Raw genomic sequence first — 18,042 nt, forward strand, 5'->3', positions numbered from 1 at the left:
CTGCTCCCGGTGCTCCGCACCGGGAGACGGGGCGAGTCGCTGCGCTCCCCGCCAGGGAGCCGCTGCGCGGCTCGCAGTGGGCCGGTTCCCGTTGCCGCCGATCGAGTCGCTTCGCTCCTCTGAGTTTCCGAGATTAGGTTCTCACCTGTATCTTTACTCGGAACGTTCGATCCGGTCCCCCACACCCCAACGAGGCTGGGGATGCGGGAGACCCGCCCCCTACTCGCCTTCCCGCGCCGCTCCATGTCATACCCACAGCATACCACCCCACCTTCGCGCAACCCAAAACAGTCGAAAACCTCGAAACACCCAAAACTATTGTTTTACAAGAGATTACGAACATTACAACTTCATATTTGTGCATAACATGTGTAAAGTATTATTGTTCAATTGATTACCCAAACATATTGCACATCAACAACTTTCAAAATCGCCTCCAAAGCGGGCGAAACAGACACCCCGCGCCCTCCACGCCCCGGCGCCGGCACTCCCCACACAGGTCGCCGGCAGCCTCCACATCACAAACCGGGGACATGTCATCACACCAGGTCACAACACCATCACACCCCCACACAGGCGGACCATCGAGCACCTCGCGCGCCGCCGCAGAGGCACCGCAAGCAACTCGTCCCGATGCCCGCCTTCGCGACCGGGTTTGCGGTGATGTGCGCACGCGACCGTGTTCCGAGGATCCCGGGACGTGTCATCTTTCCAGGTCAGAGCGTTCAGCGAGGCCGCGGCTCTTGCCGTCCATCCACGCGATCACATCAAACACCCGCAGCACGGAGATCTCATCTGGGAGGCCGGCCTCCTCCCGGATCGACAGCAACCGGCGATGCAACGCCCCGTCGTCGGCCCGCAGCGCCTCCCGCACCGGATTCAGATGTGCTCGCTCGGTGCCCAGGACCTGACTGACAACTGAGTCCCAAATCGGGAACAGCCGGGGACGTTTGCGGGCGATCAACTTCACCGCCTTCGTCCGGCCGATCCCCCGCAACGCCCACAGGGCAGTTTCCAGGTCCCACGCGAGCCACCCCGGGGCCAGCGGGGCCGGTTCGTCACCAGGGTCCCGATCCGGGCCCATCCCCGTCAGAAGGGCATTCAGCGCCTCCGCCTGAGCGTGCAAGATCGCCCGCGCGCCGTCGCGGGGGTCTGCACGGACAAGAATGCCACCGCGACCAGATCGTCCGCAGTGAACCGGTCCGCCTCCCCCACCCGGTCCCCGGTACTCAACCAGGAGTCGAAGTGCGCCCCGACATAGGCGCCGTCACCGAGGTACGGACGGCCGCAATACCTCGTCAGGGCCGCGACCGCCGAAATGTTCAAGTCGGTCGCAAGAGTGGTCGGCAACCGCAACGTCATACCCCGCACCCTCTCACCCCCTGAGTGCCGGCGACCGAGAACGGGACTGCCCCGGCTCTGGTTGACACCTGACCCGTGAGGGATCTGCCCTCACGGTGGAAGGATGATCGACATGCCGAAGCCGTATCCGGAAGAGTTCCGCCGCGACGTCGTCGCCGTGGCCCGCAAGCGCGAAGCCCCGCTGGAGCAAATCGCGAAGGATTTCGGGATATCCGAGACCTGCCTGAAGAACTGGCTCCGCAAGGCCGACATCGAGGACGGCACCCGCCCCGGCGTCACAAGAGACGAATCCGACGAGCTCCGCGAGGCCCGCAAACGGATCCGGCTACTAGAACAGGAAGCGGAGGTGATGCGCCGGGCGGTGGCCTACCTGTCCCGCGACATCAACCCAAAATGATGTACCCGCTGGTCCGTGACCTTGCCGCCGACGGAATCCCCGTCGCGGTGACCTGCCGGGTACTGGGATTCTCCCGCCAAGCGTTCTACAAGTGGAACACCGATCCGGTCTCGCGGCGGGATTGGGACGATGCCCATCTGATCAACGCCGCGCACGACATCCACGCCGACGATCCGGAGTTCGGCTACCGATTCATAGCCGACGAACTACCCGCCCACGGTATCGTCGCCGGCGAGAATCGCGTCCACAGATTGTGTTCACTGCAGCAGATCTTCTCGGTGTTCGCCAAGAAGCGAGGGCTTCATCGTCGATCCGGGCCGCCGGTCCATGACGACCTCGTCAGGCGGCAGTTCACCGCGGAGCAGCCGGATCGGCTGTGGTTGACCGACATCACCGAGCACTGGACGGACGAGGGCAAGCTCTATCTCTGCGCGATCAAGGACTGCTTCTCCACCCGGATCGTCGGCTATTCGATCTCCGACCGGATGACCGCGGACCTGGCGTGCACGGCGCTGCGGAACGCAATCGCCCTCCGCAACCCGGACGGCACCGTGGTTCATTCCGATCGGGGAAGCCAATTCCGTTCCGGAATGTATGTAGAAGTATTGGGCTGCAATGGTTTACAAGGCTCCATGGGGAAAGTTGGGGCATGTGGCGACAATGCGGCGATGGAATCGTTCTTTGCGTTGCTGCAACGCAATGTCCTCGATCGTCGCCGCTGGAGCAGCCGTGAGGAACTACGGTTGGCGATCGTCGGATGGATCGAGAAGACTTACCATCGGCGGCGCCGACAACGTGGCCTCGGTCGACTAACGCCCATCGAGTATGAGACGCTCCATCAGGCCGCACACGCGGCCTGAACTGCACACCCCGAGTGTCAACCACGGTGGGGGCAGTCCCAACCAGGAACCAAGCCAAGGTCAACCTTGACGAGTATGCGCCGCGGATTCGACCTCGAAGCCCCACCTCGCGGGGCTCCGTCATGCGTCGAGATGGCTCCGGCTACAACATCGTCGCCAGGACCGAATGCGAAGCGTGATCTCCTACAAGATCGTGAAGCGCGGACTGAGTAAAAAAGTGCCAAGTTTGAGGCGGATGATAGGCGCGGTGTGCCCGTAGATCGGCCAACGTAACCGCCGGACTCAGAGCGTTCACCTCCACCAAACGGATCGCCGTGGCAGCCGTACACCCGCGAAAGTAGGCGTCAAACTCGCTTCCCGTGATCGCCGACTGCCCTAAGACTGCACGCTTGAGCTTCGTCGGGACACCACTCACAACTTCACTAACCCGACACGTGGCGACCACTGCGGACACCGGTGCGGTCGCATAGATCGCAACCGGTTGACCGGGATCAATCTGTGGTCGGATCCGTCGAAGTTCAACGGTCTTATGCCCCGTAAGGATATTGGCTACATGGCGGGGTTGGATCGAGAGAACCATGAGCCCTCGATGCCCATTCTCAGTTGCTCTCGTCGCCACAGCCAGCCTCCTCCATCAGGTCGGTGAATAATTGCGAACTGATCCTGGTGGCCGACCATAGCTGAAGACTCTGACCATGTTGTGCTGCTATCTGTTTCAATTGAGGAAGGGGTATTGGCCGTTTGAGCAGCTCTGTATCCGCCAGGCGAAGGGCCCGGATAGATCCATCGTTTGCCTTGCTTCTCACCTGCTCGTGTGTGTAGACGCCAAGCCGCTGGAACTTGCGGTGCGCACGGTCTGGGGTGGTGTCGGTGACCTGGATGAGGGTGCTGATTGCGAAGAGTTTCTGCTCGGGTTCGCTGGCGTACCAGAGGATTCGCGCCGGTGCAATCTCCCCTGATTGTTGTCCGCGGTAGTACACGTGCTCGCGGCTCATGCCCAGGTTCGTAGGCCGCTCGAATAGTTGAGGGGGATAGCCGAACAATTCGGTCGCGAAGCCAGGTTTGATTGACAGAATCCATGATTCGATCGGCGCATCGCTCACTCTCAGTGGACGTAGCTGCCGCTCCATCGCGGAGATCTTCGCCTGTGTCGGTGTTTGGACTGCGGCTAGTAAGGGCATCAGTGCGTCTTGCTCGGTCGACGACGATCGCTGTTTGATGGCGTCCAGGCGGATCTGCACTTCGTCGATCGTAAGTACACCGTTCAGCGTCACGGCCAGCAGGCCGCCTTCGAAGGGGTGGAATCCGTCTTCGAGCAACGCCGTGTAGATCACGGTATGTATGTGCGGGTCGCGCACGATGATTGTGTCTAGTGCGTGCTCGCGTGCGAGATGCCGCAATTGTCCGACTAGTTGGGTTGCGACACTAACCTGAAGCGCACATGGCCGTACCCGCGCCAACTGGACTTCCAGTGCGGTCGCACCCGGCACAGTGCCTACCAGCGCAACAGGGAATCCTTCCGGGTCACGAATGATCACGCGCCGCGACCGAGGCCGCTGGGATGCCAGATACTCACAGATAGTGTCGTAAGAATGGCGGCGCTCACTGGCAGCGGTGTTGATGAAGTCACTTAGTTCGGAGCCATCACCTGCTGCCTCGGCCAGGGTGTAGCCGGTGGAGTGCAGGGCCTCGGGCGAGTAGGACGGTTTCCCTTCTCGTTCATCCAGTACCGCCACGAGATTTGCTGGGCTGGTCAGCACAATGTTGCCGAGTTCCCGGGCCACGTCGGCAAGCCGCGAACGGGCCTGCCGATCCCGAGTGACAATCACGTCCACCCCAGCGGCGAGCGCGTATGCGACATGGGTGAGATCGCTGCGGTCCTGTTCCCGTGCCACTGGTCCGAGTCGATCGATGATCTCTCGTGTGTACCGTTCGACAGCCGACGCCGGAACCGGCAACCTGGGGTAGCTCTGCGCAATCGCCAACAGCCGCCCTCGTTCGGCTGGGTTGTTGTTCTTGTTGATTTCGTTACTCAGTTCAGGGGTGACCAGCACCTGGAGGCGGTCCTCCATTCCCGCCATGATGGCGACTATGTCGTCGTTCGGCTCGGATCCGTGGAGATCGAGGAAGACATTGGCGTCGATCACTGCTGGGACAACCGACTGGTCTCCTCCCTGCCAGGTCAGCAGGTCGTGGTGACCGAGGTCGTACCACCAGTCAGTGAGAAGGTGTCCCGCCGTACTTCGGCCCGGCCGGTCTCCGCGGGCTACGAAACCCAATCGCGGCCACATTCCGTGAGCGGGAAAGTTTCGTCGGCAACGGGCACTGATCCCGCGACGACCCGAGTGTCGACGTGCCAACTCGCCGACCAACCTTCGGGCCACTCCGCGTCCTCGGTGCTGGGGGTCGACGACAAGGTGAGCCAAGGTGAGTTGCTCGCGCGGCAGGCGGAATGCCGCATATCCCAGCAACTCCCCGCAGTCCTCATCGCCAGAGTCAGAGTCGACCACACACAGAATTCGTCCTTGCTCGGCGTACTCCTGCCACGCGGCGAAGGGCAGCATGCCCAGATATTGGGACTGGGAATCGCCCAGTTTCTGGGCACCACGAAAGAGTGCGGACTCCGGCTCCGCAGTTCGTAACTCCACGCATCCCCATCTCTGAACTCATTGGCGATCACCATCACCTGGACCGAATAAGACAACCGAACCACAGCCATCGGGCCGGTGGTGTCAGCGACACACGGCAGCGGCCCTGTCGACGTGGCCCCCTCCCAGGTCAGCGGATTTACTGAGGGCACAGTTCGAGCCGACATCTCCGCATGGTCACCGCTGGCAACGAACCGAGTACCCCCGGAAAACTCCAACGATCGCGGAAAGAAACCGAGGCTGTGCGAGGTGCGCCTTCATGGCCACAGCTCTGGTGCTAGCAAGGATGTCTGTTCGATCGGCAACAGCCCGTCGTCGCAGGCGCGCAACTTGGTATAGACCTCGCGCATCGTCTTCCTGTCCGGCACGTGTACACCGCCAGCGGCTTTGCGCAGGATCGACACGGTGTTCACCAAGGTGATCGATCCGACCGGCTTCCCCTGAGCACGGATCCGGTCCAGACGGCGCTTCTCCGACATCGCGACAGTGGCGCCGCCCCGGTCGTCAATGATGACGATGACCCTGTCGCCGGCTTCGGCTTTGACAACGGCGTGGGCGACGACCATCGTCTCGCCCAAGTCCTTCGCCATCATCTTGCGCTCGGCCATCGGTAATTGGCTCAGTCGCCCCACGACCGCGGCCAATTCCGGGGTTTCGTCGTCGGAGAGCAGTTCGATCCAACTGGGTCGCATTTTCGCCCATACGCCGGTCACCGTGCGAAATCGTGGGTCCCGTTTCGCCTTCTCCAGCACCTCGCTCTCAACGGTCTCGGGGGTGCTGATCCGCCCGACAGCACTAGTCAGGATGCGTTCTCGGTTGATGGCAAGGAAATTCAGGGCGGGACCGGCATCGATGATCGGTCTCGCGCTCATCCAGCCGGGCCTTCATCCACGTCGCCATCCGCGTCGCCGAACTCGACATCGGGGAGATCGCCCACGTCCTCCCAGACCACGGTAGACGCCTGCTGCTCGATTCCCTGATCGGTGAGCTCCCGGATGACGGCGGCAGCTTCTATACCCCGCAGGGTCGCGAGGGCCTGCGCAGAGACGACGTTCTCGACATATCCCTCGATGGCGCGGGCGAGAAGCTTCTGCGGTGCACGCCGTCTGTCGGACTGTTGCTGCAGCGCCTTGTACTGATCCGTCCATCCGAACCGTGCGGCCAGCTTCGGCGTGCTGATCGTCATCCACAGCTCTTTGGTGCCCGAGTCCAGCAAGCCGGCCTGGTACATCGCGATGGCCGCCACCGCGGGCGAGACCTGGAACCACTGGACAAGTTTCGACAGCACAAGCGGGGTGGCAGGGGCGTCCCCGACGACCTCTCTGACCCCCGCGCCCGGCACCAGCAGGTGCCGGGCGAAGGCGTCGGCCCGGATCTCCTTGTAGGGGCGGGGCACGCTGTCCGTGGGCTGCTCGTCGGTCCAGTCCTCGAACAGCACGTGCGCCAGCTCGTGCGCCAGGGTGCTGCGCTGGCGCATCGGATGTTCGGTGCGGGCGACAGCAATGAACACGGCCCCCCGCGCGGGGTCGCGCATGGTCAGGCCGTGCTCGTCCGGTCCGACATCGAGCACGGCCACGTCGATTCCGGTTGTCTGTTCGATCAACGCGACCAGATCGCCGAGGGGCTGGGTACCGAGGTGATGCTCGCGGCGGAATCCTTCTGCCGCACCGCGGGCGTCGTCTTCTGCGGTCATGCGACGGCAGCGATGCCTTGGTCGTCGAGGTAGGCGTCGAGTTCGAGGAAGTGCAGCAGCTGCTCACGCATCTGCTCCATGTTCGCACCGTTGGTGGCGCGGGCCGCGCACTGGACGCGGCCGGCCACCGTGGAGGTACCGGTCAGCTCGGCGACGGTACAGCCTGTCGCCGTGGCGATGGCCAGCAGCTCGTTCATCTTCGCCGGCCGGGCGCCGGCCACCAGCCGCGAGAGGGTGGGCTGGGAGATACCGGTCCGCTCAGCCAGAGTGCGCTGGCTCAACCCGGCCGCGGTCAGGGCGCGTGCGATCCGCACGCCGGTCGAGGATTCGGTCATCACAACCCCCCTTTCTGAATCACTGTTCTTTGATGTGATTCAGTTTACGTCTCCCGAGTTCACGACAGCAAGATTCCTGCTCAACGGGCCAGAATCGGCACAATACGGCGCTGCTGGCTGCGCCTCGATCCGACCACGATCACCAAGCCACTCAGTGATAGTGGTTGGGTTCGTTGATGCAGCCGGTCTGACTCGTTGCCACCCTGACGCCCGCAAGGACTGCCCTTCACGTGATGTGTCGACCGACCGCGTCGACGAACGCACGCGGCCGGTCGGGCGGAGTGACCTGATAGGAGCTAGAGCTCGGTCCGTGTGTCGACGCCACCGAGGGGCCTGGTCACAACCCCAGTCCGGTGCTTCATCGGGTCGACATGCACTTCGAGCCGCCGCGCGAGGTCGGCGACAGATGCACACCACACGTCACACTCGGGCATTCCACGCCGCCGGTGACCACGACAAGACCCATGAGGAACGCCAGACTGGCGACGAGGCCCGCGTTGCCAGCCTGGCGGCCTTCCCTCGCGGCCGAGCGGGCAACGAACTCTCAACACAACAGTTCCGCCTAGCCAGGCTCCCGGCATTGACGCCAACCAGCCGAGATGTCAGACTTCATTTCCAAGTGAGATTTTACTCTCATTCCATATGAGTACCTCACTCAAGGCAAAGTCCTGGGGCGAAGAGATCGGAGCGATATGTCAGCTGAAGTCGGGCCCGGCATGGCTAACCGCGAGGCCCCTCTCATGCGTCATACCAGTGAGAGGAATCGTGTCGTCCCCGCTCTGCCCGGAGACAATGTCCGTACGGGGTTGGCGAGTTCCGGTCCTATGTGCGATTCACCTGCCATCGTGCCGCTGCCCCCACTAGCTTCTCGGTCTCCCGATTCCCTACTGGTGGGTACTGCCAGTATCGCCCTTGTCATCCTGCTTACGGTGAAGGAAACGGCACGAGCGAAGCTGGCGACATGAACACCACACTTAGCCACGTATCGAGGCCCGGTGACTGGCTGACCATGTGCTCATCCAGGTATGCGATCACCACGACCGCGGGCGTTCTGAGTTCCACCAGCGGGCGAACCTCGCAGCCGTTCCCCACGCAACTCAGGCTCCCCACGCTCGGAGCCGACAACGTCATCCACTACTACCGCCACTTGTTCGTGTTCGATCGTCATGTCGACGACGACCTGGGCACTGTCCCAAGCACGCGGGCCTGACCCGAATCGAACCTCCGCAACAGTGAAAGAGAAGACAATGAATCGAATGGTCGATCTGGTCGCCGATGTCGGCGAAGGTTTCGGCGACTACCGCATCAGCGATGATGCATCGTTGCTTGAGTTGGTCTCGTCGGCGAACGTGGCGTGCGGTTTCCACGCAGGGGATCCGCGGATCATGGACACGACCGTGGCACGGTGCATCGCCCAGGGTGTGTCGATCGGTGCGCATCCCGGTTTTCCGGACCTGGTCGGTTTCGGCCGCCGAGCAATGGATCTGACCGCGGAAGAAGTACGGACCGATGTGCTGTACCAGATCGGTGCACTGTCGGCTTTCGTCCGCAGCCGCGGCGCGACACTCGCGCACGTCGCCCCGCACGGCCGATTGGGCAATCTGTCATGGACCAAGCCCAGCTATGCCGACGCCATCGCCGATGCCGTACTCGCCTTCGACCCCTCACTGATCGTTCTGAGCCAGGAGGGTGAACTCGCACGGGCCGCACGCGAGCGCGGCCTCAAGGTCGGGATTCTCGGGATCGGGGACCGGGCGTATCGCGACGACGGCACACTCGTGCCTCGGACTGAGCACGGCGCGGTGATCCACGACCCGCAGGAGGTCGCGGCACGGACCGTGCGGATGGTGACCGAGGGGCTGATCGAGTCCGTGAGTGGAACCGACCTTCCTGTCACTGTCGATACAGTCCTGTTGCACGGCGACAATCCCGCTGCCCTGACTGTGGCTCGCCAGGTCCGCAGCGAGCTCGAAGTCGCCGGCGTCGAGATCCGGCCCGTCGCCGCGATCCTCAAGTCACGAGCCCAGGTGCACTCGTGACTGATGCGGTGACTCTTCTCACGCCACAGGTCGAGGTCGAGCACTATGGAGACTCGGCGGTCCTCGTCCTCGCGGTGGGCGGCGCGTCCGAGCAGCGGTGGCAGCTGGTCAACGCCATCGCCGACAACCTCCAGGCGCGGGCCGTCCCTGGCATCTATGGCCTGATTCCGGCGTTCGACAGCGTCCTCGTGGAATTCGATTCGTTGCTGATCTCGCATCAGGCAATCCGGGCGTTGGTCGAAGGCCTCACCACGGCGACGACCTACGCGCCGATTCCGGCGGCCACCTTCACCGTGCCGGTCGTCTACGGCGGCGATCACGGCCCCGACCTCGCCGAGGTCGCACAACATCTCGAGCTAACCCCGGACGAGGTTGTCGAACTGCACGTCTCCTCGACGTACACCGTGCGGATGCTCGGCGGACCCGCGGGTGCCCCGATGATGGACGGCCCACCGTTTCCCGCTCGGATTCCGCGCCGCTCCACCCCTCGGATCCAGTGCCCGGCCGGCTCGATCGCCGTGGCCGGCAATCAGGGCACCATCTATCCGTTTTTCAGCCCCGGCGGCTGGCAGCTGATCGCGCGCACCCCACTCAAGGTCGTCGATCTCGACGCCAACCCCATCAGCGCTTATCGTCCGGGCGACCGGATCCGTTTTGAACCCATCCCCGCTGAACGATGGGCGGATTATGCCGGCAGAAAACTGGAACGACACGATGGCTGAAACACTGACAATTTATCGCGCCGGCATGGCCACGGTCACCGATCTCGGCCGGTTCGGGTGGGCCCGCCACGGGGTCTCGGTCAACGGCGCACTCGATCAATACTCCGCCCAGGTCGCCAACGTGGCCGTCGGCAACGCGCTGAACGCCCCGCTGATCGAGATCCCAGTGATGGACTTCGTCTGCACCGCCTCCACGGACCTGCTGATCTCCGTGACGGGCGCCCCCGCCGACGTGACCATCGGGGGTCGGGCACAACCACAATGGGAACCCGCGGTCGCCCACCGCGACGAGCGGATCGTGATCAGCAATATCCGGCGCGGCCTGCGCACCTATCTGGCCGTTCACGGCTCAGTCGCCCAACAACACACCATGGGAAGTTGTGCACCCGATCCGCTGATCGGGGTCGGGCACCGCTTGACCGACGGCGATCAGCTGGCACTGGCCGGGGAATCGGTGTACATCGACCACCCCTACAGCCGCCAGGCGCTATTCCGGCTGGCCGCGCCGCTCCCCGACTTCCCGGACCGTTGGACGATCGATGCCGTCGACGGCCCCCATGCCGCGCAGTTCGGTGAGTCCCTCGGCCTGCTCTATAGCCGCGAATACACCGTGAGCCCGAGCAGCAATCACGTGGGCATGCGCCTGAGCGGTGAGACCCCGAAACGTCAACAGGGATCCGAATTGCTCTCGCGCGGTGTACCGGTCGGCGCGATCGAGAAGCCACCCGGCGACGAACTACTCGTTCTGCACCGGGGCCGCAATGTCACCGCCGGTTATCCGGTTCTCGCGGTCGCGACCTCGACGGCTTTGTCACGTCTCGGCCAGGTACGCCCCGGACAGACGATCACCTTCCGCCAACAGACGATCGACGAGGCGGTCGCGGCGCGACGCGCGGAGGCGGTCGCCCTCACCGAACTTCATCATCGGGTCAAGATCGCATTCGGCACGGTCGGGATACCCGTGAAAACCCTGTCGTTCACGCCACCGCCGAGCCAACCGCTCGCGAGCGAACTCGAGCACCAACTCCCGACACGCCCCACCCCCGACTAGCGTCACCCGACACCTCCCAATAGTGAGCCCAACCCCATGTCAGACACGCAAGAATCGAAGAACCCCATCCCGGCCGGCACCGTCACCAGCTACCAGGACAACGCCAAGACACGAAAGAGCCGTCGGCTGAGCAAGTACGACGGTGCAATGATCGAGTTCGATCGAATCTGGGCGCCATACGGCGGCCCGAGCGAAGCCGACATCTTCCGTGAATTCGGCATTACACGAGAGGATTTCGTGGGTCGGGTGAGCACGATTCGCCAACAGCGACAAACGGCCTATCCCCCGTAATCCAAGCTCAGGAACTATCCATCCTCCGCCGGGCAACACGCGACGCCACTGCCTCCGGCAGGTCACCAGACTTGGTTCGCCGTGGTGACCGATCATTTTCGTTGATGCCCTGTTCGCCCTGTCGACGACTGGGCGAACAGGGCATCAATTCTGCGCGTCGTCCCGCGACCATCACCGGAAAGGCCGATTCACAGAGTCCGTTAGTTTCATTGGGGTGAAACGCCTTTCGTAGTCGGATGCGATGGCGCAGATACGTTCTGCGGCAGTACCCGTACGCCGAGGAGTTGCTGCAGCGTGCCGCGCCGGGCGGCGCCGTCTACTGCCAGAAGTCATATTCGCTGTCACCGCCACTGGCGCGGACAGGACAAATTTGCTCCGTCGACGCCCGCCACCGCCCCGCCGAAGCACGCGAAGTCTTGCAGACCCGACAATATGATACTACTCTCTCATATAGTATTTTTATCGCAGTTCAACAATGTGCGTCGAGGTCCAACCCTCCGCACGGCCGATGTGACAAGGACGCAGGCTCATGAGCAGGTACACGGACTCCGTGGATATTTCCGCACCCGACTCCCTCGATAGACTGCCCCACCCCCTTCCAACCGAGGAGACTGCGCTCCTCGACGCCCTGCCGATAGGGGAGGTCGATGCGCGCCTCGCCCTCGCCGGCGGAAGCGGTTCCCGGGAGGCGGTGATGTCGCTGTATGTTGCGGGCACCAGCGTGCGACTCTCGCGAATCCTGCCGATTCTGCATGGTCTCGGGACCGAGGTCATCGACGAGATACCCACTGCCGTAGTGCGATCTGACGGTGTCCGGGGATGGATCTATCGGTTCAGCATCGAGCTGGGGACAACGATAGCTCCGGGTGCGGCGGCCGAGCGTTTCATCGATGCCTTCCTCGCCGTGTGGCGGGGCGAGACGGATTCCGACCTATTGAACGCCCTCGTCGCCGAAGCCGGCCTGACCTGGCGCGAGGTGTCCGTGGTGCGGGCGTACGCACGGTATCTCCGACAGACCAAATTGCCGTTCAGCCATTCCCGCATCGAAACCGTGCTGCGGGAGAATGCGGAGGTCACCACCTCGCTGATGGCGCTGTTCACCACCCGGCACGATCCCACCGTCGCCGACGGCGACCGTGCCGACGCCTGCCTCCGCCTCACCGCGGCGATCGAGGCCGCGATCGACAAGGTGGCAGGGCTGGACGCGGATCGGATCCTGCGGGCGTACCTCGCCGCGATGACGACCACCACACGCACTAACTTCTTCGCCGGCACCAGCGATGCGCTCGCACTCAAGCTCGAGCCCAGGAACCTGAGGTTCTTGCCGAAACCGCGCCCTCAGTTCGAGATCTTCGTTCATTCACCGCGAGTGGAGGGCGTGCACCTGCGCTTCGGCTCCGTCGCCCGGGGCGGACTGCGGTGGTCCGACCGCCCCGAGGACTTTCGCACCGAAATCCTCGGCCTGGCAAAGGCACAGGCCGTCAAGAACGCGGTGATCGTACCCGTCGGCGCCAAGGGCGGTTTCGTCGTCAAACACCCACCCTCGAGCACGGGGAACCCGGCGGTGGACCAGACCACCCTTCATGCCGAAGGCGTGGCCTGCTACCGCAGTTTCATCGCGGCCATGCTCTCGGTCACCGACAATCGCGATCCCGTCAGCGGCGCCGTCATCGCTCCGGCGGGCGTCGTCCGGCACGACGGCGACGACCCCTATCTGGTCGTCGCCGCGGACAAAGGCACCGCGAGCTTCTCCGACATCGCCAATACGGTGGCCATCGAGCGTGACTTCTGGCTCGGGGACGCCTTCGCCTCCGGGGGCTCCTCCGGATACGACCACAAGGCGATGGGCATCACCGCGCGCGGGGCGTGGGAGAGCGTCAAGCGCCATTTCCGCGAGTTCGGCGTCGACGTACAAACGCAGGATTTCACGGTCATCGGCATCGGAGACATGAGCGGCGACGTCTTCGGCAACGGCATGCTTCTGAGCAGACATATTCGCTTGGTCGCCGCGTTCGATCATCGTCACATCTTTCTCGATCCCAACCCCGACAGCGCCGCATCCTTCGACGAGCGCAAGCGGCTGTTCACTCTGCCGCGATCATCATGGAAGGACTACTCGCCGGCAGTCATCAGCAGCGGAGGTGGTGTGTATTCCCGCTCCGCCAAATCGATCCCGATCACCACCGAAATTCGTGACGTACTCGGCCTCGAGCATGCGGTCACCACCCTTGCTCCCGAGGCACTGATTCAGCGGATCCTGCAGGCCCCGGTCGACCTGCTCTTCAACGGCGGAATCGGAACGTACATCAAGGCCCGCGCCGAGGATCACCTGACGGTGGGCGATAAGGCCAACGATGCCGTTCGCGTCGACGCCGATCAGCTCCGATGCCGGGTGATCGGAGAAGGCGGCAACCTCGGGCTGACCCAACGCGCCAGGATCGAGTTCAACGAACGCGGCGGTCGGATAAACACAGACGCTCTCGACAATGCCGGCGGAGTCGACTGCTCCGATCACGAGGTCAACATCAAGACCTTGCTGCAGGGGGCGGTCAGGAGCGGAGAGCTTTCCTCGACGGACCGGGAGACACTGCTGGCCTCGATGACCCACGAGGTCGCCGAACTGGTCGTGGCAAACAATCACCGTCAGAACGAAACACTCGGCATTGCCCGCACCAACGCCTCCCGCGTCGCCGAGATGCATCTACGGCACATCTCCGTGCTCGCCGAGACCGGGCGACTCGACCGCACTCTCGAAGTTCTGCCCACCGCCAAAGAACTCGCCCAGCGGCCGGAAACCGCGCGTGAGCTGACCTCACCCGAACTGGCCACCCTCCTCGCTCACATCAAGCTAGCGCTGAAAGCGGAACTGCTCACCGACGATCTGGTCGACGAGAGGTTCTTCGACCCACTGCTCGCCTCCTACTTCCCCGTACCTCTGTGGTCCCGGTTCTCCTCGGCGATCGCCACGCACCCGCTGCGACGCGAAATCGTCGCCACCGTCGTCGCGAACCAGGTCGTCGACCGTGGCGGTATCACCTACGCCCATCGCCTGGCCGAGGAGGTCGGCGCCCTCGGACCGGATGCAGTGCGGGCCTACTACATCGCCGCTGAAGTCTTTCAGCTCGACCAGGTCTGGCAACAGATCCGCGACGCTGGACTGCCAACCCGGATCGAAGACCTACTGTTCATCGAGTCCAGCAGAATCCTAGACCGCGCCGCGCGCTGGCTTCTGATTCATCGCCCGCAACCGCTCGACATCACCGACGAGATCGCGCGGTTCGCCCCGGACGTGGCCTCGATGGTCCCCAAGGTCCGAAGCTGGCTACACGCCACCGACCGACGGATCCTCGCCGAACGCTCAAGCGAACTGGTCACCGCCGGTGTACCCGCCTCCCTCGCGGACGACATTTTCCGCCTCCTCGACCTTTTCGGGTTGCTCGATGTCGTCGAGGTGGCGCACGCGAGCGGGCAAGATCCTGATCGGGTCGCCGAGTTGTACTACGCGGTCAAGGACCACTTGGGCATCAACTCGCTACTGCAGAGTGTTTCCGGCCTCGACCGCACGGATCGCTGGAACTCCCTCGCACGCATGGCGCTACGGGAGGACCTCTACTCGTCGGTGCGGGCCGTCACCGCCGAGGTACTCACTCTCTCCACATCACCTAGCGCATCCGCTGGCGAACGACTGCGCGCCTGGGAGGACTTGAACGCTCCCAGACTGAGGCAGGCACGGGTCACCCTGGACGAGATAACGGCATCGGAGGTACTCGATCTGGCGCGCTTGTCGGTCGCCGCCCGTCAGCTCCGGAGCATGATTACGACCGCCGGCTAGCAGCCCTGGGGACGTCGGACGGGGCGGCTCCCCAAAAGGGACCACCGTTCCGACACCCGCCGAGGTGGCGGGAGGGCTGTCAGGACGTCGCCGACTCCCAGCCCCACACGACTCCTTCGCAACTGACAGCAGGTACCAGCCGAGCACAGACTGCGGGATTCGGCCGTCTTGCCGGAGATCAAGGGCCTCGCGTGGGTCAAGCATGTGTATATACAGGAACATCGCATGAGCAGCGGCCGCCGAGTCGATGCCCTTGGCCGACATGACTGCGTCATCGGACCCACCATGCCGCCTCGATGGCGGCGATGACGTGGCCCCCGGCATGCAGTCGCTGCAAAAGAACCCGCACCGGGAGCTTTGACCATGACCGGACCGTGGGTGGTGATCAACTCAATCCAATCCCCGAGCACATAGGAAACAACTACTCGTCGGCGCCCAGGTTTCCGCGCTGATCGACGCCAGATTCTCGATCACGGCGAGCACATAGGCGAAGATCAGCATCTCCACCGAGGAATAATGTCGGTACGCGGTCGCGAAATCCGCCCGTTCGGCAACCTTCTACATCGTCAGGTACTCGCCCTCACGGACCATCGTTGACGGCAGTCAACAGCCGGAGCCGATGGCGCCTGGTGCCTGGTGCCGCATACCGATCCCCTTTCCTGCCACCAGTCCGGGCGTGCGTTCGGCGGCGAGGAACTCCTCGGAAAACGCCAACGCAGTGCCCCCGAGGCTCGAACCCAGGCAGAGCGCACACCCACTACCGGAAAGTGCGAAGGCCCCAAATCATTTCTCCATTCGTCCGTCGCCAGCACGTGCGGGGCGCGGATGCAGCAGCGGCCTGCGTGTGGGCGCACGACATTTCACCGGCGAGGCGATTGACACCTCAAATACGAGATCGTATTCTCATTTCATACGACAATTCTATTTGAAAGCCTAGTCCGATTCCTCCGACACGGGAGCAGCCAGTGTTCATCGACGCACCTGCCGACAACTGCAGGGTCACCCAGGGCGGCCCGCGGCCGGATCCGGCGATCCTTGCCCAACTCGAGCCGTACCCCTCCGCCAACGTGGGCGACGCCCAGGACCGGCTCAACATCATGAGTTCGACCATCAAGGCCCAATGGCCCGGTGCGCGATGCGTCGGCGTCGCCCTGACCGTGCACACACGCGAGGGTGACAATCTGGCCATCCACCGAGCGCTCGACGACGCGCAGCCCGGTGACGTGCTGGTGATCAACGGCCACAGCGACTCCAACCGTGCCGTGTTCGGTGACTTGCTCGCCGAAATCTGCCTGACCAAACGCGTCGCCGGTGTGGTCATCGACGGAACGACCCGCGACCGCGATCCCATCGCGGAAATGCAACTGCCGCTGTGGGCTACGGGTGTGACTCCGACCGGCCCCACCAAGAACGGGCCCGGCATTATCGGAGAGCCGATCGCATGCGGCGGTGTGGTCGTCGAGACCGGCGACATCATCGTCGCCGACGGAGACGGTGTCGCGGTCATCAAACGCGACCGTCTCACCACCGTCGTCGACCGCCTTGCCGCCGTAGACGAGGCCGAGAATCGCATCCGCGCGCGCATCCGCGAACACGCCGCCGCGCAGGAAGGTGCACTGGCATGACGATCTCGTTCACCCCGTCAGCAGCCGTTGACCGAGTCGCGCGGACGTCGAAGCGGCCAGCCATGGGACCGGCGCCTGCCGGCGCAGTGTCCCTGGCCATGGGAGAACCCGACTTCGACACCCCCGCACCCATAGTCCACGCCGCAGAGACTGCGCTGCGCGCAGGCGAGACCCACTACGCCGACCAGAACGGCCTACCCCGACTACGCGAGGCACTGGCGGCGAAGTTGTCGGCACAGGGAGTACGCGACTTCGGCGCCAGCGAAGTCCTCGTCTCCCACGGTGCCACTGCAGGACTTGCCGCCGTCATCACCGCAGCCGTCGGGCCGGGCGACCGGGTTGTCATCCCCGAACCGTGCTACTCGCTCTATGCGGATCTGGTCCAACTCGCCGGCGGCGAACCAGTGCTTGTGCCCCCGGCATCGGACATGCACTGGGACCTCGACAAACTACGCCACGCCCTCGTCGGCGCGAAAATGATCGTGTTCTCCAACCCGTGCAATCCCACCGGAATCGTCCACACCCAGAACGAACTGATCGCACTGGGCGAAATCCTGAAGGACACCGACACGCTCGTCCTCTCCGACGAGGCGTACGACGTGATCGTCTACGAGCCGACGACCTTCGTCTCCGCCTTGGCGATCGAATCGCTGCGCGATCGGACCATCTACTGCCAAACCCTGTCCAAGACCTACGCCATGACAGGCTGGCGCATCGGATACGTCGCCGGCCCCACCGACGTCATCGCCGCCGCCTCACGGGTACACCGCACGTTCAATGGATCCGTCAACTCCTCAGTACAAGTCGCCGCCTGCGCGGCACTGGAAACCGATCAACGCATCGTTGACGACATGGTGGCCAGCTACCGCGATCGCCGAGACCTGCTGCTGGACCGACTGGCCGCGATCCCGCAGGTCACCTCGTACGACGTCGACGGCACCTTCTACTCGTTCGTCCGGTACAACGCGGACCGACCATCAGAACACGTGACCGCCGAACTCCGCGAGGCCGGCCTCATCGTGAGGGCCGGTGCGGAGTACGGGCCGAGCGGCGAAGGCCACATCCGGCTGTCGTTTGCGGCGGACTCAACCAGCATCGGTCGAGCCGCTGACATCCTCCAGCAGTATTTCGCCTCGGTTGCACCGGCACTGGAATCGTCGCCGGTATAACGACCTCTCGGCAGACCG

The 18,042-nt window shown here is 63.7% G+C and carries 13 protein-coding genes and 2 pseudogenes; 9 read left to right on the plus strand and 6 right to left on the minus strand.

What is annotated here, in order from left to right; translation table 11 throughout:
- Positions 1 to 703 precede the first annotated feature (703 nt).
- Positions 704 to 1,362: pseudogene (locus ACFU5V_RS38865) on the minus strand (DUF6308 family protein).
- A 112-nt stretch (positions 1,363 to 1,474) separates the two neighbouring features.
- Here ACFU5V_RS38865 and ACFU5V_RS38870 point away from each other — a divergent pair.
- A protein-coding gene (locus tag ACFU5V_RS38870; protein ID WP_378706339.1) for an IS3 family transposase occupies positions 1,475 to 2,619 on the plus strand; the annotation gives its coding sequence in 2 pieces (ribosomal slippage) (positions 1,475 to 1,754 and positions 1,754 to 2,619; 1,146 coding nt in all).
- Between the two features lie 599 nt (positions 2,620 to 3,218).
- Here ACFU5V_RS38870 and ACFU5V_RS38875 read toward each other — a convergent pair.
- The 5 genes and pseudogenes from ACFU5V_RS38875 to ACFU5V_RS38895 form a co-directional block, all read right to left on the minus strand.
- Entirely contained in the window at positions 3,219 to 4,766 is a 1,548-nt protein-coding gene (locus ACFU5V_RS38875) for a PIN domain-containing protein (protein ID WP_378706340.1), read from the minus strand.
- A gap of 123 nt (positions 4,767 to 4,889) precedes the next feature.
- Positions 4,890 to 5,183 (minus strand): annotated as a pseudogene (locus ACFU5V_RS38880) (GNAT family N-acetyltransferase); the annotation flags it as partial.
- 341 nt (positions 5,184 to 5,524) lie between these two features.
- Positions 5,525 to 6,139, minus strand: a complete 615-nt coding sequence (locus ACFU5V_RS38885) for a hypothetical protein (protein WP_378706226.1) — start codon at positions 6,137 to 6,139, stop codon at positions 5,525 to 5,527.
- Complete coding sequence (locus tag ACFU5V_RS38890) at positions 6,136 to 6,960, minus strand: ImmA/IrrE family metallo-endopeptidase (protein ID WP_378706228.1); 825 nt, start codon at positions 6,958 to 6,960, stop codon at positions 6,136 to 6,138. The genes ACFU5V_RS38885 and ACFU5V_RS38890 overlap by 4 nt, the downstream gene beginning before the upstream one ends.
- Positions 6,957 to 7,295 carry a helix-turn-helix domain-containing protein gene (locus ACFU5V_RS38895; RefSeq protein WP_378706230.1) on the minus strand — a complete coding sequence of 113 codons (339 nt, stop codon included), beginning with the start codon at positions 7,293 to 7,295 and terminating at the stop codon, positions 6,957 to 6,959. The genes ACFU5V_RS38890 and ACFU5V_RS38895 overlap by 4 nt, the downstream gene beginning before the upstream one ends.
- A 961-nt stretch (positions 7,296 to 8,256) precedes the next feature.
- Between ACFU5V_RS38895 and ACFU5V_RS38900 the strand changes: the two genes are divergently transcribed.
- The 8 genes from ACFU5V_RS38900 (at position 8,257) to ACFU5V_RS38935 (ending at position 18,024) form a co-directional block, all read left to right on the plus strand.
- Complete coding sequence (locus ACFU5V_RS38900) at positions 8,257 to 8,505, plus strand: hypothetical protein (protein ID WP_378706232.1); 249 nt, start codon at positions 8,257 to 8,259, stop codon at positions 8,503 to 8,505.
- A 37-nt stretch (positions 8,506 to 8,542) separates the two neighbouring features.
- Positions 8,543 to 9,334 (plus strand): LamB/YcsF family protein, encoded by a 792-nt coding sequence (locus ACFU5V_RS38905; RefSeq protein WP_378706234.1) that lies wholly within the window; start codon positions 8,543 to 8,545, stop codon positions 9,332 to 9,334.
- The gene (gene pxpB / locus ACFU5V_RS38910; protein ID WP_378706236.1) at positions 9,331 to 10,056 is read left to right on the plus strand and encodes a 5-oxoprolinase subunit PxpB; all 726 of its coding nucleotides are present in this window, start codon (positions 9,331 to 9,333) and stop codon (positions 10,054 to 10,056) included. The genes ACFU5V_RS38905 and pxpB overlap by 4 nt, the downstream gene beginning before the upstream one ends.
- Positions 10,049 to 11,107 (plus strand): biotin-dependent carboxyltransferase family protein, encoded by a 1,059-nt coding sequence (locus tag ACFU5V_RS38915; protein ID WP_378706238.1) that lies wholly within the window; start codon positions 10,049 to 10,051, stop codon positions 11,105 to 11,107. The genes pxpB and ACFU5V_RS38915 overlap by 8 nt, the downstream gene beginning before the upstream one ends.
- Positions 11,108 to 11,143: 36 nt before the next feature.
- Entirely contained in the window at positions 11,144 to 11,398 is a 255-nt protein-coding gene (locus ACFU5V_RS38920) for a hypothetical protein (RefSeq protein ID WP_378706240.1), read from the plus strand.
- Between the two features lie 529 nt (positions 11,399 to 11,927).
- Positions 11,928 to 15,230, plus strand: coding sequence for an NAD-glutamate dehydrogenase domain-containing protein (locus tag ACFU5V_RS38925; protein WP_378706242.1), 3,303 nt, complete (start codon positions 11,928 to 11,930; stop codon positions 15,228 to 15,230).
- 965 nt (positions 15,231 to 16,195) lie between these two features.
- Positions 16,196 to 16,855 carry an RraA family protein gene (locus ACFU5V_RS38930; RefSeq protein WP_378706244.1) on the plus strand — a complete coding sequence of 220 codons (660 nt, stop codon included), beginning with the start codon at positions 16,196 to 16,198 and terminating at the stop codon, positions 16,853 to 16,855.
- Entirely contained in the window at positions 16,852 to 18,024 is a 1,173-nt protein-coding gene (locus ACFU5V_RS38935; protein WP_378706246.1) for a pyridoxal phosphate-dependent aminotransferase, read from the plus strand. Before ACFU5V_RS38930 ends, ACFU5V_RS38935 begins: the two co-directional genes overlap by 4 nt.
- Positions 18,025 to 18,042 lie beyond the last annotated feature (18 nt).

Origin of the sequence: Rhodococcus sp. NPDC057529 (assembly GCF_042802055.1) — a bacterium.
In the GTDB taxonomy this organism is placed as follows: domain Bacteria; phylum Actinomycetota; class Actinomycetes; order Mycobacteriales; family Mycobacteriaceae; genus Rhodococcus_F.